At 61.5% G+C, this 25,424-nt stretch carries 14 protein-coding genes; 10 read left to right on the top strand and 4 right to left on the bottom strand.

Going from position 1 to position 25,424, the window contains the following annotated elements:
- Positions 1–2: 2 nt before the first annotated feature.
- Positions 3–2,555 carry a winged helix-turn-helix domain-containing protein gene (locus ACFFT4_RS09545; protein ID WP_378047087.1) on the bottom strand — a complete coding sequence of 851 codons (2,553 nt, stop codon included), beginning with the start codon at positions 2,553–2,555 and terminating at the stop codon, positions 3–5.
- Positions 2,556–2,765: 210 nt separating this feature from the next.
- Between ACFFT4_RS09545 and ACFFT4_RS09540 the strand changes: the two genes are divergently transcribed.
- The gene (locus tag ACFFT4_RS09540) at positions 2,766–6,497 is read left to right on the top strand and encodes an S-layer homology domain-containing protein (RefSeq protein WP_378047085.1); all 3,732 of its coding nucleotides are present in this window, start codon (positions 2,766–2,768) and stop codon (positions 6,495–6,497) included.
- Here ACFFT4_RS09540 and ACFFT4_RS09535 read toward each other — a convergent pair.
- Positions 6,494–7,669 carry a pyridoxal phosphate-dependent aminotransferase gene (locus ACFFT4_RS09535; protein ID WP_378047084.1) on the bottom strand — a complete coding sequence of 392 codons (1,176 nt, stop codon included), beginning with the start codon at positions 7,667–7,669 and terminating at the stop codon, positions 6,494–6,496. The genes ACFFT4_RS09540 and ACFFT4_RS09535 overlap by 4 nt on opposite strands.
- A 345-nt stretch (positions 7,670–8,014) precedes the next feature.
- Here ACFFT4_RS09535 and ACFFT4_RS09530 point away from each other — a divergent pair, with 345 nt between their 5' ends.
- The gene (locus ACFFT4_RS09530) at positions 8,015–8,809 is read left to right on the top strand and encodes a carbon-nitrogen family hydrolase (RefSeq protein WP_378047188.1); all 795 of its coding nucleotides are present in this window, start codon (positions 8,015–8,017) and stop codon (positions 8,807–8,809) included.
- A gap of 284 nt (positions 8,810–9,093) precedes the next feature.
- Here ACFFT4_RS09530 and ACFFT4_RS09525 read toward each other — a convergent pair whose 3' ends face one another.
- A complete protein-coding gene (locus tag ACFFT4_RS09525; RefSeq protein ID WP_378047082.1) occupies positions 9,094–9,249 on the bottom strand; it encodes a hypothetical protein in 156 nt (51 codons plus the stop codon).
- A 185-nt stretch (positions 9,250–9,434) separates the two neighbouring features.
- The gene (locus ACFFT4_RS09520) at positions 9,435–10,346 is read right to left on the bottom strand and encodes a LysR family transcriptional regulator (protein ID WP_378047080.1); all 912 of its coding nucleotides are present in this window, start codon (positions 10,344–10,346) and stop codon (positions 9,435–9,437) included.
- 119 nt (positions 10,347–10,465) lie between these two features.
- On the opposite strand from ACFFT4_RS09520, the gene leuC reads away from it, so the two are divergent.
- The 8 genes from leuC (at position 10,466) to ACFFT4_RS09480 (ending at position 25,347) form a co-directional block, all read left to right on the top strand.
- Positions 10,466–11,887 (top strand): 3-isopropylmalate dehydratase large subunit, encoded by a 1,422-nt coding sequence (leuC, locus tag ACFFT4_RS09515; protein WP_378047078.1) that lies wholly within the window; start codon positions 10,466–10,468, stop codon positions 11,885–11,887.
- Positions 11,888–11,950: 63 nt separating this feature from the next.
- Entirely contained in the window at positions 11,951–12,553 is a 603-nt protein-coding gene (gene leuD / locus ACFFT4_RS09510; protein ID WP_378047076.1) for a 3-isopropylmalate dehydratase small subunit, read from the top strand.
- 204 nt (positions 12,554–12,757) lie between these two features.
- The gene (locus tag ACFFT4_RS09505) at positions 12,758–14,242 is read left to right on the top strand and encodes an N-acetylmuramoyl-L-alanine amidase family protein (protein WP_378047074.1); all 1,485 of its coding nucleotides are present in this window, start codon (positions 12,758–12,760) and stop codon (positions 14,240–14,242) included.
- A gap of 61 nt (positions 14,243–14,303) precedes the next feature.
- On the top strand, positions 14,304–17,003 hold the full coding sequence (locus ACFFT4_RS09500) for an S-layer homology domain-containing protein (protein ID WP_378047072.1): 2,700 nt from the start codon (positions 14,304–14,306) through the stop codon (positions 17,001–17,003).
- Between the two features lie 129 nt (positions 17,004–17,132).
- Entirely contained in the window at positions 17,133–17,801 is a 669-nt protein-coding gene (nth, locus tag ACFFT4_RS09495; RefSeq protein WP_378047070.1) for an endonuclease III, read from the top strand.
- Positions 17,798–21,505, top strand: a complete 3,708-nt coding sequence (locus ACFFT4_RS09490; RefSeq protein ID WP_378047068.1) for a dynamin family protein — start codon at positions 17,798–17,800, stop codon at positions 21,503–21,505. The genes nth and ACFFT4_RS09490 overlap by 4 nt, the downstream gene beginning before the upstream one ends.
- A gap of 258 nt (positions 21,506–21,763) precedes the next feature.
- The gene (locus ACFFT4_RS09485) at positions 21,764–23,551 is read left to right on the top strand and encodes an ABC transporter ATP-binding protein (protein WP_378047066.1); all 1,788 of its coding nucleotides are present in this window, start codon (positions 21,764–21,766) and stop codon (positions 23,549–23,551) included.
- Positions 23,548–25,347 (top strand): ABC transporter ATP-binding protein, encoded by a 1,800-nt coding sequence (locus ACFFT4_RS09480; protein WP_378047065.1) that lies wholly within the window; start codon positions 23,548–23,550, stop codon positions 25,345–25,347. The genes ACFFT4_RS09485 and ACFFT4_RS09480 overlap by 4 nt, the downstream gene beginning before the upstream one ends.
- Positions 25,348–25,424: the final 77 nt, after the last annotated feature.

Raw genomic sequence — 25,424 nt, 5'->3', positions numbered from 1 at the left:
CGTTACGGTCGGAACTTCGCGGCAGCTTCCTTGCGTCCATTTACTCCGAGCTTCTTATAGATGCTTCGGCAATGCGTCTTTACCGTTTCGAGCCGGATGTTCAGCGCGTCGGCGATGGCCGGGTTCGAGCGTCCCTCGATCAGCGTCTGCAGCACCTCGTATTCTTTGGCGGTCAGCTGCCTGCGGGCGCTGCGCAGCGAATCGGATGCGAATCGCCGCTCGTCGGCCGCTTGCGCCAGCAGCTTGCAATAGGCGGCGCGCGGAGGAGAAGAGTAAGGCTCCTTGGAGGAGCGGCGTTTCACATACATCCGGACAAGCGTTTCCGCCAGCTCCCATTCGTCGAGAAAAAGCCGCACGTAGCCTTCGCCTCGACCGATATCGAGCGCCGTCTCCAGCCTGCGGAAGGCGGTCGCCGCATCTCCCGATCGCTCGTAGAGAACGGACAGAAGCAGGGCGGCTTCGGCCGCATGGGCGCGCAGATACCACGATTCGCACAGATGGAGCAGCCTCTCTCCGAAGTCGACGCCTTGGCGAAAATGTCCGAGGAAGACGAACGCGCGCAGCTTGGTGAGCTCTCTGTACAGATGACCGAAGCCGCCCGGCCCGCGCGGTTCCCCGCTTCGTTCGCGAAGCCAGGCGTTGACGTCCTCCGCGCGGTTTTCTCTGATCAGGAGCCGGGCGTCGCAGGCCGCAAGCGTTTCGCGGCCCGCCGCGCCGATCCGCCCGGCAATCATTGCCGTCGTCTCCTGAAGCATGACGCGCGCGGCCTGCCGTTCTCCGCGAGCCCATCTCAGCGAGACGAGCGTCAAGGACGCGGGCAGAATCAGCCCCGTGTCCATCAGGTCCAGCCCGATTCTCCGCCCTTTCTGCAGGCCGCTCTCGGCCGAATCGAGCTCGTTGCGCTCGTAGCGGCATTCCCCCAGCAAAATCTGGATGATGCCGTATCCCTGATTTTCCCCGTTCCAGAGCGGCTCGGCGTATTCGCACATCGCGACCGTCTGGTCGATCGCCCCCCAATGGCCGGCATCGCTGTTGAGCAGCGAGCTTCCGCAGGGATCGATCGTATTGTATTGACTGTACAGGAGCCCGGGACCGCCCAGCAGCTCCTCGGTTCGTTTCATAAGCGCCATGCCCCGCTCGGAATCGCGCCTGAGATAAGCGATGCGGGAACGAATGGAGGCAAAATAGCCGCGCAAATCCTCACCGGTAGGAGGGAAAACGAAGGGACCTTCCTCCATGCGGGCTTCGGCTCCGTCCAAAGCCCGTTCGGCTGCGGAGATGCGATGCTCGGCGGCCAGAAACCAGGCATACAGCATCGCCACGGAAGGACGCCCGGTCGTCTCCGCGTCGGGGAAGCGCTGCAGGATGTCGAGGACGTCCGGCTTCGGCGCGGAAAAGGTCGTTCCGATATCGGCAAGCAGCAGCGCTTCCGCCCGGTCGTAGTCGGGAATGAGCAGGGCGAGGCGGATCGCCTCGAAAATATTTCCGTTTCGTTCCAGCCAACGGATCGCCCGTTCCCGGACCTGAGCGTACTTCTCCTTCTCGCTCTCGCGAAAACGGGCATGCAGCCAGCTCCGGAACAAAGGATGATAACGGCAGCGGCCCCGTGTATCCCGGAAGAGAAACAGGCCGCGGTCGATGCCCTGCTGCAGCAGCTCGGACGACGCTTCGTCTTCCGTCAACAGCCGGCACAGCTCCGCGTCGAAGCTGTCGGGAACGGACGTGCGAAGCAGGAAACGCCGCAGCCGTTCCGGCTGCCGGTTCAGCACGTTGTCCAGGAATACGTCGTTGAGCCGAAACGGGAGCTCGTCCAGGCCCTTGTCCGAGCTTCTGCGCGGAAAAAGGAGAGTTCCTTCTGCGGACGAAGAGACGAATGCGTCCAGTGCGAGCGGCCATCCTTCCGCAAGGCGGTCCAGCCGCTCAAGCTCCTCGTCTTCGAGCCGGCGCGCCAGCGACCTCCGCACGTACTCGCCCGTCTCCTCCGGGGTCAGCCGCAGATGCTCGTGCGTAACGGTCAGCGGATGAAGATGCCGCAGATTTGCCGCGAACGGCAGCCGCTCCCGACTGGCGAAGAAATAACGGACGCGTCTTCCCGAACGGGAGATCAGCGTCTCGAACAGACGATGCGCGTCCTCGTTGACGATCGCCTCGTAACGGTCGAAGAAGAGGCAGACCTCCTCCAGTTCGTTAAGAGCGCGCAGCAATTTTTCCAAAGTTTCGGAGGGCGCTGGCATCGGATCGAGCTTCGACTCGGATTGCAGGGAAAGGAGGAGCTCCAGGCGCGCTTCCTCGTTTGCCGGCGGGAGCATCTCGATCAGGAGCCCGAGCAGACGCCGGACGTCGTTGTCGTCCGTATCCAGCGTCAGCCATCCGACCGTCCCCCGGCCGGCCGGCGAGGCAGCGCGCATGCCGAGCAGCGTCGTCTTGCCGTATCCGATCGGCGCGACAACGGTCGTAAGCGGTCTGCCCGCTTCGTTTTTCAACAGCTTGAGGCAGCGGCCGCCGAGGACGGCGGACCGGGCCGGACGCGGTATTTCCAATTTGGGATTTCCCATAGAATAGAGCTCCTCCCGGGCCGGATGATAATCGGTAATTTCTATCCGGATTATAGCATTTTACGAGAAATCGAGGTAGATTCCTTTCGGAAAGAGGGAGGGAAATGAGGTAGGCATTTTTCGGATGAGGGATAGGATTCCGCGCTGCGGAGCGGTATGTTTAAGGAATAGAAAATACGATTCCAGCGATAAAATAACGGGAGGAACTTTATGATCAGAGCTTTTCCGTCGATTCGTTCATTCATGCGCCTGGCGCTCGCGTTTGTCGTTCTGTGCGCCGGGGTTTCTTCATGGGGAGGCGCGGCTCCCGCCTACGCGGCATTTGCCGACGGCAACGGTTTGCCGGGCTCCCCTTATCTGATTAAGACGCGGGAGCAGCTGGACGACATGCGAGACTATCCGTCCGCTCATTTTCAGCTGGAGGCGGATATCGACTTGGCGGGTTTTCCGTGGGAGCCGGTCGGGACTTACGCCCTGCCTTTCTCCGGCACGTTCGACGGGAACGGATATACGATCTCGAGCTTGGTCAATGACTCTCCGACGGCCAATTATGTCGGGCTGTTCGGGATGACTGCCGAGGCGACGATCCGCAACGTCGGGCTGATCGGGGCGAACGTTCAAGGAGTCCAATATGTCGGCGGTTTGGTCGGTTACGCCCGGGGCACGCGAATCGAGAACGTCTATGTGACGGGAAGCGTGAACGGAAGCGACCAGGTCGGCGGATTGAGCGGATATATGGTGGGCATACCCGATGCCGGCTCGGTTTTGAGAGAAGCGTACTCCGCTGCCTCGGTGCATTCTTCCGGCGGCTCGAATTACGGGGCGATTGCCGGGAGCTATGATGGAGAAGTGTCATTTTTCGCGAACTATTACGACTCCTCGCTGACCGCCGTTTCGTCGATCGGGACGGGCTATGAGACCTCGCAAATGAAAAACGCCGCAACGTTTTCCGTATGGAATATCAACGAGCCGTACAGCAGCTGGGCGATCTTCGAGGGCGTCACGTATCCGATTCCTCGCGCGGCCTACGAGCGTCTGCTGCTGGGAAGCCTGGAGCTCGAGGCCGGCGGAGCGGCGGTCGGGCTGGAGCCGGCCTTTTCCGGGGACAGGCGCGAATACGCCGCAAGATTGCCGGGCGATGCGTCCGATATAACGGTGACGGCGGAGGCTTGGGACGGGGCGTCGTTGGTCCGCATCGGCGGCGACGAAACCTCGGAGAAAACGATCGGCCTGAATCCGGGAGCGAATGAGATTTTCGTCGACGCGGTGTCGGATGTCGTTTTGCCCGGTACGTCGATAAAACCTTTTGTCGTCGCGTACAAGCTGAACGTCGCGCGCGAGGACGGTTCGCCGCTGTACCCGCACCGGATCGGCGAGGCCCTGCAGCTGGCCGCGATCGGGACGGGAGCATACGAGCCGGACGACCGCTACGAACTGACGAACGACCTCGATTTGTCCGGCCTCGATTGGACGCCGATCGGCAGCGCCGCCGAACCGTTCGCGGGAGAGTTCGACGGCGGCCGCCATGTCGTTCGCAATCTGACCGTGAGCGGAGCGGGCAGGGACGACGCCGGACTGTTCGGCGTATCCTCGGGGACGATCCGTTCGCTCGGACTGGAGAACGTCTCCGTCTCCGGCGGCTCGCGGGTCGGGGCGCTGCTCGGAACGAACGGTGGCACGGTCGAGAATGTCTATGCTCTCGGCGCCGTGTCCGGAACGGAGGGCGTTGGCGGTTTGATCGGCTTTAACGGTTCGGGCGGATCCGTCGCCAACGTCTATTACGCCGGCACGGTAGACGGAGCCGCCGGAGTCGGAGGGGTGTTCGGAGCGGATTCGACGGGATCGGCAGCGAGCGCCTATTGGGATGCGGAGCTTGGCGGAGAGGCCTCTGGAGGCGGGGAAGGGAAAACGACCGCCGAGATGAAGCGGCGGTCGACCTTTGCCGGTTGGGATTTCGCCGGCGTATGGGCGATGACGAACGAAGCGACGTATCCGATGTGGAAGGAACGGCTCGACGCGGCGAAGGCGACGGCGGTCGTCGTGACGCCCGAGCGGGGCACGGCGGACTGGGGCGTCGGCTTCGCATCGGATCAAGGCAGGTATGCGGTCGAATTGAATTGCTACGTCGGCACCGTCGACGTCGGCGTCGCGCTTTCCGATCCCGGAGCGTCGGCAGCCATTAACGGCGCGGCCGGTTTGTCCGTGCCGCAGACGGTGCATCCGGGCGCGAACGAGGTCAAGATCGAAGTCCGGGATACATACGGTCATGCCGGGGCCGTCTACGAGCTGATCGTCCGGGTGCCCGCTCCGGCACTGGTCGGCGTCGCGGCGCCGGAGGACGGATATTACGTCGCGGGGGACGCTTTGACGTTCACGGCGGAATACGAGGGCGCGGTTGTCGTGAACGGTTCTCCCCGGCTGGCGTTGGACATTGGCGGAGAGACGAAATACGCCGATTACGCCGGGCAACCGCCGGGGGAAGCGAACAAGCTCCGGTTTGTGTATACGGTCGAGGACGATCTGGCCGACTCCGACGGCATCGAACTGCTCCCGGCGATCGAACTGCCTGCCGACGCAGGCATTGCCGCTTCCGGAGAAGCGGCGGAGCTATCGTTCGCGGCTCCGGATACAAGCGGAATTCAGGTCGATTCGCGTCCGCCGGCGATCGTTCTGTCGCAGACGCCGGCGGCCGGAGTCCGAACGACGGGGCCCGTCACGGTGACGGCGGTCGTGACCGACGAAACCAGCGGGATTGCGGAGACGAAGTGGGCTTCCGGCTCGCATCCGGCAAGCTTCTTCGGCGCCGGAGGCGACGCGCTGTCGGCCGACGGGTTCGAAGCCGCGGCGAACGGAGTCTACACGGTATATGCCAGAGACGCGGCGGGGAACGAAGCGGTCGCGGAGATCGCGATCGCCAATATTCGCGCGCCCGGATCGAGCGGAGGCTCGGGCGGCGGCAGCGGGCCTGTCGGGCCGGAGCCAGGCGGCTGCTCGGACGAAGGCTGTTTGTTTCTTCGCGCGGGAGAAGCGGGCACGCTGCAGCTCGACGGCTTAACCGTCGAAATTCCGGCGGGCGCGACGAACGAGGACATGACCGTTACCGGCGAAATCGTGCCGACTTCGGCGCTTCCTTCGCTGGCCCGGACGTCCGGGCTGCTCAGCTCCGTGTTCGAGCTGCAGAAGACGGGCGACGGACCGTTCTTGAAGCCGGTAACGATTCGAATGAAATACCGCGTGGAGGCAATGGCCGGCGACGTTCGTCCGGCGGTGTTCTTCTTCGACGAAGCGAAGCGGGAATGGGTGGAGGTCGGAGGGACGATCGCTGCCGGGGGCGAGCTTTCGGCGCAGGTCGATCATTTTACGAAGTTTGCCGTTCTTGCCGTATCGACTCGCATCGACGTCAGGAGCAGGTTTGCCGATGTCGAGCGCCATTGGGCCGGGGAGTCGATTGCGGAGGCGGCGGAGAAGGGACTGGTCGGAGGTTATCCCGACGGTACGTTCCGGCCGGACAAGCCGGTCACGCGGGCGGAATTCGCAGTCATGCTGGCGAACGGACTCGGCTGGACGAAGCCGTCCGAGTCGAGGCTGGTCTTCGCCGATGACAAAGCCGCTCCCCCATGGGCGAGAGCGGCTTTGGCGACGGCTTCCGGCAGCGGAGTGCTGGCGGGTTACCCCGACGGCACGCTGCGGCCGAACGAGCCGGTCACGCGGGCGGAGATGGCGGCGATGATCGCGCGGGCGCTGCATTTGCCGCCGGGCCCGGCGGGGGACGCCGGTTTCCGGGACGACGCGGCCATTCCGGACTGGGCGAAGCCGGCCGTCAACGCCGTCTTGCGGGAAGGCATCGTCAGCGGCGACGAGAAGCGGCAATTCCGCCCGTGGGCCGCGACGACGAGAGCGGAAGCCGCGGTTATTCTGCTGCGCGCTCTCGACCAGGATTAGAACAGACCGAGCCGTCCGACCCGGGCCGCGACCTCGCGCAGCCTCTCCTCGCCGGTCAGCAGGCCGAGCCGGACGTAGCCTTCGCCGCTCCGGCCGAACCCGGAGCCCGGCGCGACGACAACGTCCGCCTGCTCCAGCAGCAGGTTGGCGAACGACATCGACGTATGGCCTTGAGCGACGGGCAGCCAGCAGAAGAAGGAGCCTGCCGGCTTCTTCGCTTGCCAGCCGATCTCGTCCAGCGCGCCGTACAGGGCGTTGCGGCGGCTTTCGTACGTCGCCACGAGATTGCGGACGGATTGCTGCGGCCCCGTCAGCGCTTCCGCCGCGGCTTCCTGAATGCCGCCGAACAGGCTGCAGTACATGTGGTCCTGGATCAGGTTGATCTGCTCGATGATGTCCGCGTTGCCGACCGCAAAGCCGACGCGCCAGCCGGCCATGTTATAGGACTTGGACAGCGTATAAAATTCGACGCCGACCTCCTTGGCGCCGGGCGTCTCCAGGAAGCTGATCGGGCGCTTGCCGTCGAAGCCGATCGCGCCGTACGCGAAATCGCTGGCGACGATAAGGTTATGCTTGCGGGCGAAAGCGACCGTCCGCTCATAAAATTCGGGCGTGGCCGTCGCCGCGGTCGGATTGTTCGGATAATTAAGGAACATCAGCTTGGCCCGCTCCGCCGCGCCCGCCGGAATCGCCTCGTAATCGGGCAGAAAGTCATTTTCCTCCTTCAACGGCATAAAGCTCATTTCCGCGCCGGCCAGCGCAACGCCCGACCAGTAGTCCGGATAGCCGGGATCGGGGACGAGGCAGACGTCGCCGGGATCGAGATAAATTTGGCTGATCTCGATCAGGCCGGATTTGCCTCCGAACAGAACGGCGACCTCCGTCTCGGGATTCAGCTCGACGCCGTAATCCGCCCGGTAGCGCTCGGCGACGGCCTGCTTGAGGAACGCAAAGCCGCGAAAAGGCGGGTATTTGTGGTACAGCGGGTTTTCGGACGCGGTTTTCAACCGTTCCACGATATTTCCGGGAGTCGGCAAATCGGGATTGCCTTGTCCGAGATTGATGACGTCGCTGCCGGTGGCCGCGCGCGCGTTCGCCTTGGCGACCAGCGCCGCGAAAAATTGTTCCGGCAAAGCCTGCATCCGCTTGGCGGGGGTAAACTTGACACTCATGCTCGATCGTCACGCTCCGTGCTTCGAAATTGGAATAGGATGAATGTAGCATAACGTTATCGGCTCGGCAACGGATTCGGGCTATTTTTTGAAAAAAACAGGGATAAGGGGGCGGAATTGTAGAGATTGCCGCGATCTTGCTGAGGAGACCCCAGGAGGAAACGGAACCGTTGGCTCGAGCGGGAACGCTGCGCGCAGTTGCCGGAACGCGGAGGATGCAGTACGATGGAGGACATAACGATTGTCGGCCCGGGATCGGGCTCCGGGTTGCTGCCCCGCGATTGGGGTGGCGAGCCTTCGTCGGCCGGCAGTCTCCATAACGGACGCGTACAGGAGAGGATAACGATGACCCGATTGCGGATTGCGTTGGTGCAGATGAACATAGAAGCGGGGAATACGGAAGCCAATTTTGCGAAAATGGAAGCCGGGCTCGAGGAGGCGGCCGCGCTCGATCCGAAGCCGGATTTGATCGTGTTGCCCGAAATGTGGAACACGGGCTACGCCTTGACGGAAATCCGCCGGCTCGCGGACCCGGATGGCGCGCGTGCGAAGCGGCTCGTGTCCGGGTTCAGCCGCCGCCACGGCGTTAACGTGCTCGCCGGATCGATCGCGCAGCTTCGTCCCGACGGCGTCACGAACACGCTTTATGCGTTCGACCGGACGGGGGCGGCGATAGCCGAATACAGCAAAATTCACCTGTTCCGGCTCATGGACGAGCATTTGCATCTGGAAGCGGGCGAGACGGCCGGGTCGTTCGAGCTGGAGGGCGTGCCGGCGGCGGCGATGATCTGCTACGATATCCGCTTTCCGGAGCTGGCCCGCAAGCTGGCGCTCGGCGGCGCCAAGCTGCTGATCGTGCCGGCGCAGTGGCCGCATCCGAGGCTGCACCATTGGAGAACGCTGCTGCAGGCGAGGGCGATCGAGAACCAGATGTTCGTCGTCTCCTGCAACACGGTCGGAGAGAGCGGAGGCTCCAGCTTCTTCGGCCACTCGATGGTTATCGACCCGTGGGGAGAAGTGCTGGCCGAAGCGGAGGAGCGGGAGACGATTCTCGTCGCCGACATCGACCTCGCGCTTGTCGATGAGGTGCGCGGCCGCATTCCGGTATTCGCCGACCGCCGGCCGAACTTGTACGAATAACGGAGTGTCGGCGCAGTCGGCCGATATTCGTGGGACCCCGTGCGGCAGATAAACCGTTCCACCGGCTCGTTAACGGGTCGATCATCGGCGTTGTCGCCGGAATAGCGGCCTCCCGGACCGTTAATGGGCCGATCATCGGAGGTATCGCCGGAATAGCGGTCTCCCGGACCGTTAACGGGTCGATCATCGGGGTATCGCCGGAATAGCGGCCTCCCGGACCGTTAACGGTCCGATCAACGGCGTTGTCGTCGGAATAGCGGTCTCCCGGACCGTTAACGGGTCGATCATCGGGGTATCGCCGGAATAGCGGCCTCCCGGCTCGTTAACGGGCCGATCATCGGCGCTGTCGCCGGAATAACGGTCTCCCGGACCGTTAACGGGCCGATCAACGGCGATGTCGCCGGATTAACGGCCTTCCGGACCGTTAACAGGTCGATCATCGGGGTATCGCCGGAATAGCGGTCTCCCGGACCGTTAATGGGCCGATCATTGGCGTTGTCGCCGGAATAACGGTCTCCCGGACCGTTAATGGGCCGATCATCGGCGTTGTCGTCGAATAGCAGCCTCCCGGACCGCTAACGGGCCATTCCTCGCCGGAACCGCCGGATTAACGGTCCGATTCCCGCTATTTACCCATGCCGATCTTGGCGATCGTCGATCGGAACGTGGAGATGAAGGCTTCGGCGGCGTTGGACAGGTATCTTCCTTTGCGATAGGCGATGACGAGCGTGCGTGTAGGGCTGCCTTCGAGCTTCAGGTAGACGGGGGCCGGGCCTTGCCAGTCGCTGCGCGTCACCATTTTGGGCAGGAAGGCGACGCCCATGCCCGCGGCGACGAGCGCCTGGACGGTATCGATATTGGCGCTCTCGAAGACGACGCGCGGATCGAAGCCGGCAGCGGCGCACAGGTCGTGCGCGATCAGGCGGAACCCCTGCCCCTTCTTTAAAAGAACGAACGGCTCGTCCTTCAGCAGCGCGACGGAGATTTCCTTGTCCCGGTACTGCGGCTGCGCCAGCGGGTGATCCGGGGGCACGGCGAGACAGATGCCTTCCTCGATGACGGGAAGGTAGGCGAGAGAAGGCTCGACCAGCGGCAGCGACAGCAGGCTGACGTCGGTGCCGCCGCTAGCGGTCAGCTGCTCCAGCTGTCGGGTCGTCTCCTCGATCAGCACGATCTCGATATTCGGATACGCCTCGCGGAAAGCGGGAAGCACGTGCGGCAGCACGTGGGCGCCGGTCATCGGCAGGCTGCCGACGACGAGGCGGCCCTTGCGCATGTCGGCGATATCCTCCATCTCGCGGCGCAGCTGGTCGGTCATGTCGATGATCTGCTGCGCCTTCTTGACGAAGACGTCGCCCGCGTGCGTCAGCTCGACCGAGTTCGTGCTCCGCTTGAACAGCAGCACCCCGAGCTCCTTCTCCAGCTTGGACAGCTGCTGGCTGAGCGACGGCTGGGCGATATGGAGCTTCTCGGCGGCGCGCGAGAAGTTTCTTTCGTTAGCGATCTGAATAGCGTAGTGCAGCTGCCGGAATTCCACGAAGCGAGCCTCCTTTATAGGTTGGAACAATTAACCTTATAGAAATTATATCTTGGAACAATGATAGACGAAATGTTAGAATGATAGCAAGCTAAAGAGAACTTTTGGGGTGAATACTAATGAGCAAAAAAACGATGTTCGAGAAAATTTGGGAAAATCACGAGATCGTATCCGAAGCGGGGAAGCCTAGCATCCTCTATATCGATCTCCACCTGGTGCACGAGGTTACGTCACCGCAAGCGTTCGAAGGCTTGCGTCTGTCCGGCCGCCAAGTAAGACGTCCGGAATTGACGTTCGCAACGATGGATCACAACGTTCCGACGAAAGACCGCTTCAACATTTCCGATCCGATCTCCAAGCAGCAAGTGGACACGTTGACGGAGAACTGCCGGGAATTCGGCGTCAAGCTGTACGACTTGAATACGATCGACCAGGGCGTCGTTCACGTCATGGGGCCCGAGCTGGGCTTGACCCACCCGGGCAAAACGATCGTCTGCGGCGACAGCCACACGTCCACGCACGGCGCGTTCGGCGCGCTGGCGTTCGGCATCGGCACAAGCGAGGTCGAGCACGTTCTGGCGACCCAATGCTTGCAGCAGGCGAAAGCGAAGACGATGTGCATCCGGTTTATCGGCAAACGCAAGCCGGGCATTACCGCGAAGGACATGATTCTCGGTCTGATCGCCAAATACGGCACGGATTTCGGCACGGGCTACGTGATGGAGTATACGGGCGAAGCGATTCGCGATCTGTCGATGGAAGAGCGGATGACCGTCTGCAACATGTCCATCGAAGCGGGCGCGCGCGCCGGCCTGATCGCTCCGGACGAGACGACGTTTAACTATTTGCGCGGCCGGGAGTACGCTCCGCAAGGCGAAGCGTTCGACAAAGCGGTCGAGCAGTGGAAGGCATTGTGCACGGACGAAGGCGCCGAGTTTGACTTGACTCTCGACTTCGACGTCGAGACGCTCATTCCTCAAGTTACCTGGGGCACCAGCCCGGGCATGGGCACAGGCATTACCGATTCCGTGCCGGTGCCGGAAAATCTGCCGACGGAGAACGAGCGCAAAGCCGCGACGAACGCGCTCGAGTACATGGCCCTCAAGCCGGGAACGCCAATGACCGAGATCGAGATCGATTACGTGTTCATCGGTTCCTGCACGAACGGACGCATCGAGGACTTGAGAGCGGCGGCTTCCGTGGCGCGCGGCTACAAGGTCAACCCGAACGTGACCGCGATCGTCGTTCCGGGCTCCGGACGCGTCAAAATTCAGGCCGAGAAGGAAGGACTCGACAAGATCTTCATCGAAGCCGGATTTGAATGGCGCGAAGCGGGCTGCAGCATGTGCCTCGCGATGAACCCGGACGTTCTGAAGCCCGGCCAACGCTGCGCATCGACGTCCAACCGGAACTTCGAAGGCCGTCAAGGCCGCGGCGGACGCACGCACCTCGTGTCGCCGGAGATGGCGGCGGCAGCCGCCGTTCAGGGCCGCTTCGTCGACGTTCGCACATGGGATTTCAAAGCCGAAGTGACGGCGTAATAGGTTTGCCGAGCGCAACTGACGTTGCAGGCTAGCGGCAGCATTTCGAGGAGGAGCACGAACATGGAAGCTTTCGTACAATTAAACGGTCTCGTTGCCCCGGTCGACCGGGTGAACGTCGATACCGACGCCATTATTCCCAAGCAATTTCTGAAAAGAATCGAGAGAAGCGGGTTCGGCCAATTTCTGTTTTTCGAATGGAGATGGGACGAACAGGGGAACGTCATCCCCGAATTCAATCTGAACAAGCCGCGTTACCAAGGGGCGTCCGTCCTTTTGTCCCGCGCCAACTTCGGCTGCGGATCGTCCCGTGAGCACGCTCCGTGGGCGATAATGGATTACGGCTTCCGCTGCATTATCGCGCCGTCGTTCGCCGACATTTTCTATAACAACTGCTTCAAGAACGGCATTCTTCCGATCAAGCTGAGCGAGGAGCAGGTCGACGATCTGTTCAAGCGCACGGAAGCGAAAGAAGGCTACAAGCTGAACGTCGACTTGGAGAAACAGGTCATCACCGACGAAGACGGCTTGAGCATTTCGTTCGAGATCGACGCTCACCGCCGCAACTTCCTGCTGCAGGGCTTGGACGATATCGGCCTCACGCTTCAGCATGAAGCCTCTATTACGGCTTATGAGCAGCGCCGCGCCGCAAGCGCGATCGTCTAACGCCGAATAACGCGGATGCGGGCGCCTTAACGGGCGACGGAAAGACCTTTTGCCTCCGATTCGGCAAATTTCGGGGCAAGGGGTCTTTTTTTCCTCTGTTACGCAACTTTTCATGTTTTTGTACGTCTAATGATTCGTGGACAGGCCGCAGCGTTTCTACATAATTCGGCATCGTTCGCAAATCTTCAGACATCGAGGTGAAGCATGAAGAAGTGGCTCTCCCTGTTGTTCGTCGTCGCCGGCATGCTGGTCCTGAGCGCGGGTATGGCGCACGCCGCCAAAGCGGAGACGCCGACGCCCAAATTGATTTTGGACGGCATGGAGTTAGAGCCCCAGGTTCCGCCGTTTCTCCTGAACAGCACGGTTATGGTGCCGGTGCGCATCGCGACCGAGAATTTGGGATACAAGGTGGACTTCGACAACAGCAAGAAACAGGTGACGGTATCCAACGGCAAGAAGAAGCTCGTCATGACGGTGGACAAGCCTACGGCTTACCTGGACGGTACGCCGATGGAGATGACGAAGCCGCCGCTCATCCAATCCCAATTTACTCTTATCCCTTTAAGATTTCTTGGCGAGTCTCTTGGCGTTCAGGTTTTCTGGGATAATCAAATTAAATCGGTATTTATGTATTCTCCCGTGGAGACGGAGCCGGGCGGCAGCGCCGGCAAGCCAAGCGATCCTTCGGACGGGGGCTTGATCGGAATCGTCGAGCCGGGCGAAGGCTCCGACGGTTCGGGAGGAGGGACTCCTCCGGACACCGCCGTTCCTCCCGCGGTAACGGGAACGCTGAACGAGATTTACTACGATGCCGCGTCGGAAGCGGTCGTGCTGAAGTATGACGGGCTTATCGTTCCGCGCGACTTCAAGCTGGACAACCCGAAGCGGATCGTGATCGACGTTCCGAACGGCCAATTCGCTTCCGAGTTCGTGCCGTCGGCGGATTTCTCGCGGCTGAGCGAAGGCCAAATTCCGGTCGCGGAGCACGAGGCGCTGCGTTCGATCCGGTATTCGATGTTCGGAACGGATACGAAAGCGCCGAGATTCGTGCTCGACCTGAATCGGGCCTGGGATTACGAGCTCCTGAACGACCCGGGCGCCGGAACGCTTACGATCGCGCTCAAGCGTCCGCCGCAAGACAAATCGCTGTACACCGTCGTCCTTGACGCGGGCCACGGCGGGACGGATCCCGGTGCGATCAGCATTACGAAGCGTACGGAGAAAGAGTTCAACCTGGCGGTCGTGCTGAAAATACAGGCGCTGCTGGAAGGGGACGAACGCATCAATCTGATCATGACGCGCACGGACGATTCGTATCCGACCTTGCAGGACAGATACAATCTGGCCAACTCCGTTCAAGCGGACATTTTCGTCTCGGTGCACGCCAACAGCAGCACGTCGCCGAACACGAACGGCACGGAAACCTATTATACCCGCGAAGACAGCAAGGCGTTCGCCGCGCTGATGCATTCCGTATTCGCGCCGTCGACGGGGCTGAAGGACAACGGGTATAAGAAGCATTCCGTTAATCTCGCCGTGACGACGAAGACGACGATGCCGGCTATATTGCTGGAGGTCGGGTATTTGTCGAGCAGCATCGACGAGCCCCAGCTGTGGACCGAAGAGCTGCAAAATCGCGTCGCCGAGGCGGTCGCGACCGGAATCAAGATGCAATTGAATTTGCAATAAGCCGTCCGGCCCCGATATGGGGCCGGCATGCGCATATTTTGGGAGAGGGGACAGGTTGACGATGAAGAAGGGATTATCGAAAGGCGTTACCGGTTTGCTCGCTGCATCGCTGGTGTTATCGGGGGTCTCTTACGCGAACAAGACCGCTTCCGCGGCCTCTATTTTCTCGGATGTCAAACCGGGGTGGGCCGAGAAGCACATCACGAAGCTGGCGATGCAGGGCATTCTGAAAGGCGGAACGGGGAAGCAGGCCGGCATGTTCAGCCCCGCCAACAAAGTGACCCGCCAGGAGGCGGTCATCATCGCGCTCAGATTCATGGGCGTCGACAATGAAGTGAAAACCGGCGAGCCCCTCGTGTTTCCGAGCGATCTGGTCATTAAGGACGACTACAAACCATACATAAAACTGGCGGTTCAGAAAAATATTTTGCTGCTCGACGAAGAAATCGCGCTCGTCCAAAAAGACGGGGGCAAGGAGTGGGGCAGCAGCCCGGCCACGCGCGAATGGATGGCCAAGCTGCTTGTTCGCGCGATCGGCAAAGACCAGGCGGCCAAGGAAGCCGGCGGCCAAGCCACCGCGTTTAGCGACGACAATCAGATCGACGCGGGCTTGAAGGGCTACGTCAGCGTCGCGACGGCGCTCGGACTCGTCAACGGCGTAACGGCGACCAAGTTCGATCCGACGGCTTCGGTAACCCGCGAGATGGCGTCCACGCTGTTCAGCCGCGCGGAGTCCCAGATCAACGTCGCCTATGCCGGCCAAGTGACCGGGGCGCTCGTCGGCGTAGAGGGCAGCAAGCTGACGGTGCTTCATTCCGACGGCGTCGTGAAGAGCTACACGTTGTCCCCGACCGCTTCCGTCTACGGATTCGGTGCGGAGCAGACGACGGACATTTCTTCTTTAATGCTGTACAGCGAAGTGATTCTTATCGGCAATTCCGACGGAACGGTTGGATTCGTGGAGCAGACAAGCGAGACGGCGAAGGTGAAAAATATCGAAGGATCGCTGCTGCTCGTGTCCGAAGCGCAAAATAAACTGACCGTGACCATCGACGGCGAACCGAAGACGGTCTCTTACGACGCGCAAACGTTGACGATCAAGGACATTAACGGACAATCGCTGACGATCGCGGATCTGCCGCTTAACGTGCCGGTGACTTTGGGCGTGGACGTGGCGACCGAGAGCAAGCTGCTGTCGCTGACGGTGAACAAGGCTGTCACGAACAAGTCCGGCTCCGGCACGGTCGAAGCGGTTGACGTATCCGGCTTGACGCTGCAGGTGAAAGACGCCGCGGGCAATTCGGACTCGTATCCGATCGATGCGAACGCGGTCGTCAAGCATAACGGCACGAATCTGTCGCTGGACCAGCTTGTCCCGGGCGACGTCGTCTCCTACGAGGTGAAAATGGGCTCGGTAACGTCCGTTACGGTGACGAACAAGGTTCAGCCTCCGATCGAAGGCGTCATAAACCTGGTGGACAAGGGGACGAAAACGATCCAGTACCGCATCGGCAGCGAGCTTGGCGTCAAGGAAATGATCGATAACGTCGCCGTTAAGCTCGAAGGCCTGTCCAATGTGACGCTCGACGATCTGTTCAAAGGCGACACGGTGTCAATGACGCTTAACGAGAGCGGCAAAGTCTCCATCATCACAATCAAGAACCGTTCCGTCAATTTCCTGAACGCGGCGATCGTCTTCTCCGCCGACTTGGAGAACGACATTCTGATCGTGACGGATTCCGCGAACAAAAAGGTTCCGCTCATTCTGACCGAGACGACCCGCTTCGATCTGAACGGAACGGTGCTCACGAAGAAAGACGCGGCGAAATATATCATCAAAGGCAAAAAGATCAACGTAGGCTATACCAACTCGAACGCGGCTTACGTTTCCGTCGTGTCGCAGTACACCGGAACGGTGCTCGAGAACAATTTGTCGGCCAAGACGCTCAAGCTGCAGCTGGATAACAAGAACGAGGTCGTACTGCCTTATCCGAACTATTTTTCCGCGGAAATTTACGGAACGTCCTCGACGAGTTATCTCGACATTCGCGTAGGCGACAAAGTTACGGCGCTTATGGATTACAACACCCAGGATACGGTTATTGCCGTGCAGGTGCAGAAGACGGTGCAGTTCGAACTGGACAAGACGGACCTTTCCTTGAACAGAATTCGCGCCAAACGGGCGGACGGCGCATTCGAGGAATGGAGCCTGAATACGACGCTGCTGTCCCTCGTGGACGAGAACGACAATCCGATCAGCCTGAACGCGCTGAGCCAATCGGGCGCCAAGGTGCTTAACGTTACGTTTAACGGCAGAACGCCGATCAAGATCAAAGTGCACTCCGTGACGTACGGACGGGTAACTTCCGTCAACGCGGCGGCCAACTCGCTGGAGCTGGTGACGAATGCGGGAACGACGGTTACGAAATCGTTCGCCGCGGCTCCGAGCGTCGTGCGGAATAACGCCGTTGTCGGCTCGCTGTCTTCGATCAAGAGCGACGACCGCATCGAGGTTCGCGTAGACGAGAGTGACCGGCCCGTTATCGAGATCGTTCAAGGAATCAGCAAGAAGTACCTGAATCACAACTCTTCCACGCTGTTCGTTGCGAGAACGTCGTTGAACGAGAACAATACGTACGATTTGCATCCTCAAGTGTACGTTCACCAAGGCACCAAAACGATTCTGCTGTCCGAGATGAAAAACGGCGACGCGCTAACCCTTTTTATCGTCCGCGGCAAAGTCGTGGAAATCGCCAAATAAGATTGCACTCAGCCGTCAGGCCAATCGGAGCGAATCCGGTTGGCCTGATTTGCTGTGCCGCATATTGCCGCAGAAGCGAACTTCCGGTAGACTAATAAGTTAGAGACTTTCCGAAAAAGAGGAGCGCTTATGAACGCCGCAACGTTAAGGCAAGTGTTGAATACGATAGCGGAGATGTTTCCCGACGCGCGGTGCGAGCTGAATCATCGCAATCCGTTCGAGCTGACGATCGCGGTGCTGCTGTCGGCGCAGTGCACGGACGAGACCGTCAACAAGGTGACGGCGACGCTGTTCGAGAAATACCGCTCTCCGCAGGACTACTTGAATGTGCCATTGGAGGAACTGGAGAACGACATTCGCAGAATCGGTCTGTTCCGCAACAAGGCGGCCAATATTCAGAAGCTGTGCCGAATGGTTATCGACCTGCACGGCGGAGAGGTGCCCCGCACGTACGAGGAATTGACCGCGCTGCCGGGCGTCGGTCGGAAGACGGCCAACGTCGTCATGTCCAACGCCTTCGACGTGCCGGCCATCGCAGTGGATACCCACGTGGAACGCGTGTCGAAGCGGCTGGGCGTCGCCAAGCCGGACGACTCGGTGCTGGAGGTCGAGAAGAAGCTGATGCGCAAGGTGCCGAGGGACGAATGGACGATTACGCATCATCGGCTGATTTTTTTCGGACGCTACCACTGCAAGGCGCAAAATCCGAAATGCGACATCTGTCCGGTACTGGAACATTGCAAGGAAGGCAAGCTTCGAATGAAAGCCTCCTTGAAGAAGAGGAGCGTAGCAAAGTGAATTCTATCGATCTCGGCGCGCCGTCAACCGGCGTGCTTTTATCATCCGAACTTATCCGCTTTGGAGAGGCGCTGCGGCAGATGTCCGCGAGGACGGCCGGGAACGGCGACGACGTGCAGGCGGCCAAGCTGGAGGAGCTTGCCGGCAAGCTGGAGAACGGGCGGCTGACCGTCGCCTTCTGCGGCCATTTCTCCGCCGGGAAGTCGACGCTGGTCAATACGCTGTGCGGGGCGACGCTGCTTCCGGCGTCGCCGATCCCGACGAGCGCCAACGTCGTGTCGGTCGTCAACGGCGAACCGTTCGCCGAAACGGAATTCCGCGATTCCGAAGGCCGTGCGCATCCCGCGCGCACGATTCCGGTCGAGCGGCTTCACGACTACGCGGTGGATGGGGAAGGCGTCAGCTCGATTCGCGTATCCTACCCGATTCCGCTGCTGGGCGACCGGATGGCGATCTTGGATACGCCGGGCGTCGATTCGACGGACGGGGCGCATCGCGCGGCGACCGAATCGGCGCTTCATATGGCGGACGTCGTGTTTTTCGTGACCGATTACAACCATGTGCAGTCCGAGGTGAACTTCCGCTTTCTGCGCAGTCTGGCTCGTTGGGGAAAACCGACGTATTTGATCGTGAACCAGATCGACAAGCATAGAGAGGAACAGCTTGCGTTCGCGGAGTTCCGGAGCAGTCTGGCCGAAGCGCTGGCCAACTGGGATATCGCGCCCGCAGGCACCTTGTTCCTGTCGCTGCGCGAGCCGGACCATCCGCTGTCGCAGTGGAAGCAGCTGCTGGAGCTCATCGAGGAGCTCCAGCCGTTGGCCGACGAGCTCATTACGCGCAGCGTCGCGCGGTCGGCCGTGTATTTGGCAGAGCAGTATCGCGAGACGCTGCATCAGCGCAATCGGGAGCGCCGGCAGCGGCTTCAGGAGCAGTTGGGCGACGAAGGCGAGCCGGAGCGCAGAGCGGCTCTGCGCTCCGCTCTGGAAACGGAGCTGTCCGAGCTTCTTTCGGCGGGCGACCGGCGCAAGGAGCGGGTGCGCGCCGAGCTGGATAAGCTGCTCGGCAACGCCAATCTGACGCCCGCCGAGACGCGCGAGAAAGCGCAGGCGGTGCTGGCGGCGATGCAGCCCGGCTTTAAGGCGGGCTGGCTGGCCGGAGCGGCGAAAACCGAGGCGGAGCGGAGCGCGAGGCTCGGCAGGCTGACCGACGATTTCAACCGTCAAGTATCGGCGCACGTTACGGGCCATCTGAAGGGGCTGCTGCGCGGCGAGGCCGGGTTATCCGGACTTGCCGCGGGCGAGGAGCTGGAGCGTGCGCTGGACGCCCTCTTCCGTCCGGTGCAGCCGGAGTGGCTGCGCGCGCTTGTGAAGCCGGGAGCCGGCGCGGAAGGCCAGGCGACGCTGCATTATTCGGCGGAGATCAGCGCCGAGCTGAAGTCGCTGTACCGCAAAGCGGCGTTCCAGTGGCTCGATGGGCTGCAGGACAAGGACCGTCCGGCTCTGGAGGAGCAGGCGGGAGCGGTGAACGCCAAGCTGGCCGAGCTGACGGCCAAGGACCGAATCGCGGAGGAAATCGCCGCGCTTGAGCGGGAGGAGCGCGAAGAGCAGCGGAAGCTGCTCGCGCTGCTGCCCGAGGCGGGCGGCGGCAACGAGTTGAGGCTGCCCGCTCCGGAGCCGCTCCCGGCCGACCGGGCCGGCGCATGGCTCGAGGAGGCGCCGGCTACGGCGTCGCCGGGAACCGTCGACGGCTCCGGCGAGGAGTCGGCGTGGGAGTCGGAGTCGGAGGCTTCCGACTCCCGGCCGGCCCGCCTGGGGGCCCCTGCGGGAGCGGCGGAGATGCTGGAGCGCTCCGCCGCGCTGCTGGCCCCGATATCCGCGCTGCGCAGCGTGGCGGACGGGTTATACGCCAAGGCGGCGCGCTTCCGCGACAAGAGCTTTACGATCGCGCTGTTCGGCGCGTTCAGCGCGGGCAAGTCCTCGTTCGCCAACGCGCTCGTCGGCAAGCCCGCGCTGCCGGTATCGCCGAATCCGACGACGGCGACGATCAACCGGATTGTCGCCCCGACGGAGGAGCATCCGGACGGGACGGCGCTCGTAACGATGAAGACGCCGGAGGAGTTCGCCGAGGACGTCCGGCACTCGCTGAAGCGGATCGGCATCGCCAAGGAGAAGCTGGAGGCGGCAGGCGAGGACGTCGCCAAGCTGCTGGCGCTGAAAGACCCGGTCGCGGCCGGAGACCTGCATCCGCGGGGACGGCCGCACCTGGCGTTCCTGACGGCGGCGGCCAGAGGCTGGGGAGAATTCGGCCCGCTGCTGGGCCGGAAGCTGACGGCCGGCGGCGAGGAGTACAGAAGATTCGCGGCCGACGAGCAGGCTTCCTGTTTCGTCGCCGAGATCGACCTGTACGTCGATTCGCCGATTACGCGCAGCGGCGCGGTGCTCGTCGATACGCCGGGGGCGGACTCGATCAACGCCCGCCATACCGGCGTAGCCTTTCAATATATTAAGAACGCGGACGCGGTGCTGTTCGTGACGTATTACAACCACGCTTTCACGGAAGCGGATCGCGAATTCCTCAATCAGCTCGGCAGCGTCAAGGACGTGTTCGAGCTCGATAAAATGTTTTTCGTCATCAACGCGGCCGACCTGGCCTCGTCCGAAGCCGAGCTGGAGGCGGTCAAGGAGCACGTCGGCGCGCAGCTGCTCAAGCATGGCATCCGCAAGCCGCGGCTGTTCGCGGTATCCAGCCTGAACGGCTTGCAGGCGAAGCGGACCGGAAGCCGGGCGTCGCTCGACGCCTCCGGCTTGACCGAATTCGAGCGGGCCTTCCGCCGCTTCTCCGAGGAGGAGCTGGGCGGGCTCGCGCTGGCCGCGGCGGGCAAGGAGCTCGAACGCGTCGACAAGCTGCTGGACAGCTGGCTGCAGTCGGCCAATGCCGACGCCGCCACGCGCGAGGCGAAGGCGAAGCGGCTGACCGAACAGGCGGAGCGATGGCGGACGGAGGGCGCGGACGTTCCGTCCGCCGCGGCGCAGCCGCTGCGCCAGGAAGTCGGGGAGCAGCTGTACCATCTGCGCCAGCGGCTGATGTTCCGCTTTAAGGAGCATTTCCAATCGGCGTTCCATCCGTCTATCCTGCAGGACGACGGCCGCGATCTGAAAAAGCTGCTGCAGGCTTGCGGCGAAGATTTGAAGCGGTCGCTAAGCGAGGATCTGCTGCAGGAGCTGAGAGCGGCGGGGCTGCGGCTGGAGGGAACGATCGGCGCGCTCGCGGAGAAGGCGCTGGCGGCGCTGTCCGGGCTCGCGGAGATGGAGAGCGAAGGCTTTGCGCCGGAGCCGGCGGAAAGGCCGGCTCTGGAGCTGCCGCTTCCGGACGCGTTCGCGGCCGGCCCCAACTTCGAGGCGAGGCAGCTGTGGAGCGCGTTCCGCTCGCCGAAGCATTTCTTCGAGCAGGAGGGAGCGGCCGCCCTGCGGCAGACGCTGGAGACGGCGCTGCTCGGCGCGGTGGACGAAGCGCTGGAGCGGCTGCGGCAGCAATGGGAGCGGACGACGGAGCAGGCGCTGCAAGAGACGGTGCGTCAAGCGGCTCTGGCCTGGTCCGGGCAATTGGCCGCCTTCGCGCTCAGCATGAGCGAAGCGCTGCGAAAGCCGGGCGAAGAACGATATTTGATGGATTTGCGTGAGCAATGGCGGAAAATTGATCGTTAGTTCCGTTAAAAGGTCCTTTTTCATCTTGACGGAGATGAAAGAGGGCCTTTTCTTCCATTCCCTGCGTTTTCCTCACGTAAGCGATTGAACAAGGGGATATTGGGTATGAAAAGAGACCATATCGAAGATATCCGGTGAATACCCGCCGGTACCGTCGGCAGCTTCGGCCGCAAGCGCGAAAAGGACGGAATAACGTTGTTGCCGGGGATAGGGGATTCGGCTAAACTGCCGTAGAAAGCAGCGAGGGGAGGACCAATTTTGGATATTTTTCGGTCTTTAAAATCCTATTACTGGAAAGACAAAGGCTTCTTATGGGGATCGATAGCCGGACTGGCGGTCGCGACCGCCCTGGGACTGATTTATCCCTTGCTTCTCAAATCGCTCATCGACGATATGATTCTGAAGGGAAAGTACGATGGCGTGCTCGGCTTGACACTGACGGCGGTGGGCGTGATCTTCGTCAAAGCCGCTTTTCAGTATGTACACGGTTTCAGCGGCGGGCGGCTCGGCAACCGGATCGCCTATCGGCTGCGCAACGCCTGCTACGAGAAGCTGCAGCAGCTGTCTTTCTCCTATTACGATACGGCCAGAACGGGAGATTTGATGTCCCGGCTGACGGCCGATATCGAAGGCGTGCGGATGTTTATCGGCTTCGGCTTCGCGCAGCTGCTCAACACGGCGCTGCTGCTCGTGTTCGGCTTTACGATGATGTTCTTCATCGACTGGCCGCTGACGCTGCTCATTCTGATTTTCATACCGGTGCTCGGCTTCGTCGCGATCCGCTTCGAGCAATCGATTCATCCGGTATTCCGCGCGATCCGCTCCGCCGTGGGCCGTCTGACGGTGCGGGTGCAAGAGAACATCACCGGCGTCCGCACGGTCAAATCGTTCGCCCGCGAGCCGTTCGAAATCGACAAATTCGTGAAAGAAAACGTGGATTACCGGGATAACCACCTTTCTCTGGCGGACGTGTGGGCGAAATATTTTCCGATGATGGAATTTATCGCGAACCTGAGCGTCGTGACGCTGCTGCTGGCCAGCGGCTGGCGGGTCATCGCCGGAACGTTGACGCTGGGCGAGCTGGTGGCGATGACGGGGATGCTCGGCTTTGTCGTCGCCCCGCTCTGGACGCTCGGCTTTCAGATCAACGGCTATACGCAATCCAAGGCGTCGGGAGAGCGGCTGCTCGAGCTGCTCTATCAGCCGATCACAGTGAAAAATCGCGAGAACTGCCTCGTGCTTGACGACAAGGCGGTCCAAGGACATGTGCGTTTCGACGATGTCAGCTTCCGCTACACGAATCGCGAGGACCTGCCTTCCGCGCTGCTCGGCCTGCAATTGGACGCTCCGGCCGGCACCGTCGTCGGCTTGCTCGGCGGCACCGGAGCGGGCAAGTCGACCGCCGTCGGACTGCTGCTTAGAGCTTACGACGTCGGAGACGGGGCGATTACGCTGGACGGGGTCGACATCCGCCACCTCGAGCTGGCGAGCCTGCGCCGGCAGATCGGAATCGTGTTCCAGGAATCGTTCCTGTTCTCGACGACGATCAAGGAAAATATCAGCTACGGCCGTCCGGACGCGTCGATGGAAGAGATCGAGGAAGCGGCGCGTTACGCGCAGGCCGACGGTTTCATCCGCGAGCTTCCGCTGGGCTACGACACTATCGTCGGCGAGCGGGGGATGGGCCTGTCCGGAGGGCAGAAGCAGCGGATCGCGATCGCGCGCGCGCTGCTGGGCAAGCCGAAAATCCTCATTCTCGACGACGCGACAAGCGCGCTCGACATGGAGACGGAGCACGAGATTCAGACCGCCATTCGCAAGGTGATGGCCGGACGCACCGTGTTTATGATCGCGCACCGGATTTCGACCCTGCGCCGCGCGGATGAAATTATCGTGCTCGACCGCGGACACACGATCCAGCGGGGGACGCACGACAAGCTGGTGCGCCAGCCCGGGCTTTATCGCGAGACGTACCGCATTCAATATTCGGACCGCCCGGAAGAGCTGGACAACGCGGCGGACGCGGAAAGACAGGTGTCGGGATGAGCCGCCAATTCGTATACCAGGACGACGAATTAATCGTAAAGCCGTTCAACTGGAAACAGATGGCCCGGCTGGTCACGTTCGTAAAACCGTATAGAGGCGAAGTCGGCAGGGTCGTGTTCGTCATGCTCGTGTTCGGCATGCTCTCGAAGCTGGCCATTCCGTTCCTGACGATGCAGGCGATCGACCGGGCCATCTTCCCGAAGGAAGGCGAAGGCAGCCTGTCGCTGCTGCTGACGATTGCCGCCATCATGCTCGTGCTGTACGGCACGCGCTGGCTGGCCCAGAAATATACGATTCAAAGGACGAACGAGATCGGCCAGAAGGTGATTTTCGATCTGCGGGCCGCCTTGTTCAAGCACATTCAATCTCTGTCGTTCCGCTTCTTCGACAAGCGCCCGGCGGGCTCCGTGCTCGTGCGGGTGACGAACGACGTCAACTCCTTGCAGGACATGTTCACGAACGGGGTCGTCAACACGGCGATCGACATCGTGCAGCTCGTCGGCATTACGATCATTCTGCTGTTTATAGAGCCGAAGCTGGCTTTGGCCGTCATCGTGACGGTGCCGCTTATGTTTTTCGTCTCGACGGCGCTGCGCAAAAAAATCCGCATGGCCTGGCAGGTCGTCCGGATCAAGCAGTCGCGCATCAACGCGCATCTGAACGAGAGCATTCAAGGCATCCGCGTGACGCAGGCGTTCGCGCAGGAGCAGGAAAACATCGAATACTTCGACGGGATGAACAAGAGCAATATCCGCTCGTGGAACCTGGCGTCGGCGCTCAACCAGCTGTTCGGTCCGCTGATCGAGATCACGTCCGCGATCGGCACGCTGATCCTGCTGCTGTACGGGACGTATCTCATTCAATCCGAAGCGATGACCGTCGGCGTGCTGTTCGCGTTCATCACCTATGTCGGCAGCTTCTGGGAGCCGATTACGCGTCTTGGCAACATGTATTCGCAAATGCTGATCTCGATGTCCTCGGCCGAGCGCATCTTCGAATTTATGGACGAACGGCCGGCCGTTCCGGAAAAGGAAGACGCCAAAGCGATCTCCGAGCTGCAGGGCCGCGTCAAGCTTGAAAACGTGACGTTCGGCTACGAGAACGACCGTCCGGCGCTGAAAGGCATCAATCTCGACGTGAAGCCGGGCCTGTCGGTCGCGCTTGTCGGCCATACCGGCTCCGGCAAGAGCACGATCGTCAACCTGATCTGTCGGTTCTACGATACGGTGGAGGGCCGCGTGCTGATCGACGGCCAGGACGTCCGCGACGTGACGATCGACAGCCTGCGCTCGCAGATCGGCATCGTGCTTCAGGATACGTTTATTTTCTCCGGCACGATTCGCGACAATATTCGTTACGGACGTCCCGACGCGACGGACGAAGAGGTCGAGGCGGCGGCGCGCGCCGTCCGGGCCCACGACTTTATCGTCGATCTGCCCAGCGGCTACAACACCGAGGTCGAGGAGCGCGGCAACGTGCTCTCGGTCGGCCAGCGGCAGCTGCTCAGCTTCGCCCGGGCGCTGCTCGCCGATCCGCGCATTCTCGTGCTGGACGAAGCGACCGCCAGCATCGACACGGAGACGGAGCTGCGCATTCAGGAGGCGCTGGGCACGCTGCTGCAGGGCCGCACCTCGTTTATCGTCGCCCACCGGCTCTCCACGATTCGCCATGCCGACTGCATCGTCGTGCTCGATCACGGGGAGATCATGGAGATGGGCAATCACGACGAACTGATGAAGCGCCCCGGCCATTATCGCAATCTGGTCGAAGCCCAGTATCGTTTTTTATCCGCCTGACCGTTTTCCGCAGAGCGGCTTGTCGGCGCCCAACGGCGCCCGCAAGCCGCTTTTGCCGTTCCCGGAAGTCCCGGGGA

Origin of the sequence: Cohnella cellulosilytica (genome assembly GCF_042431195.1) — a bacterium.
Taxonomy (GTDB): Bacteria; Bacillota; Bacilli; order Paenibacillales; family Paenibacillaceae; genus Cohnella; species Cohnella cellulosilytica.
The sequence above is the reverse complement of the archived record's forward strand: the minus strand, read 5'-3'. Positions and strand labels throughout refer to the sequence as shown.

Bases quoted from the DNA above. Each gene is read 5' to 3' on its own strand.
- leuD (WP_378047076.1), top strand. From the start codon at position 11,951: ATGGAAGCTTTCGTACAATTAAACGGTCTCGTTGCCCCGGTCGACCGG.
- ACFFT4_RS09530 (WP_378047188.1), top strand. From the start codon at position 8,015: ATGACCCGATTGCGGATTGCGTTGGTGCAGATGAACATAGAAGCGGGG.
- ACFFT4_RS09545 (WP_378047087.1), bottom strand. From the start codon at position 2,555: ATGGGAAATCCCAAATTGGAAATACCGCGTCCGGCCCGGTCCGCCGTC.
- leuC (WP_378047078.1), top strand. From the start codon at position 10,466: ATGAGCAAAAAAACGATGTTCGAGAAAATTTGGGAAAATCACGAGATC.
- ACFFT4_RS09505 (WP_378047074.1), top strand. From the start codon at position 12,758: ATGAAGAAGTGGCTCTCCCTGTTGTTCGTCGTCGCCGGCATGCTGGTC.
- ACFFT4_RS09535 (WP_378047084.1), bottom strand. From the start codon at position 7,669: ATGAGTGTCAAGTTTACCCCCGCCAAGCGGATGCAGGCTTTGCCGGAA.
- nth (WP_378047070.1), top strand. From the start codon at position 17,133: ATGAACGCCGCAACGTTAAGGCAAGTGTTGAATACGATAGCGGAGATG.
- ACFFT4_RS09480 (WP_378047065.1), top strand. From the start codon at position 23,548: ATGAGCCGCCAATTCGTATACCAGGACGACGAATTAATCGTAAAGCCG.
- ACFFT4_RS09500 (WP_378047072.1), top strand. From the start codon at position 14,304: ATGAAGAAGGGATTATCGAAAGGCGTTACCGGTTTGCTCGCTGCATCG.
- ACFFT4_RS09525 (WP_378047082.1), bottom strand. From the start codon at position 9,249: ATGATCGACCTGTTAACGGTCCGGAAGGCCGTTAATCCGGCGACATCG.
- ACFFT4_RS09540 (WP_378047085.1), top strand. From the start codon at position 2,766: ATGATCAGAGCTTTTCCGTCGATTCGTTCATTCATGCGCCTGGCGCTC.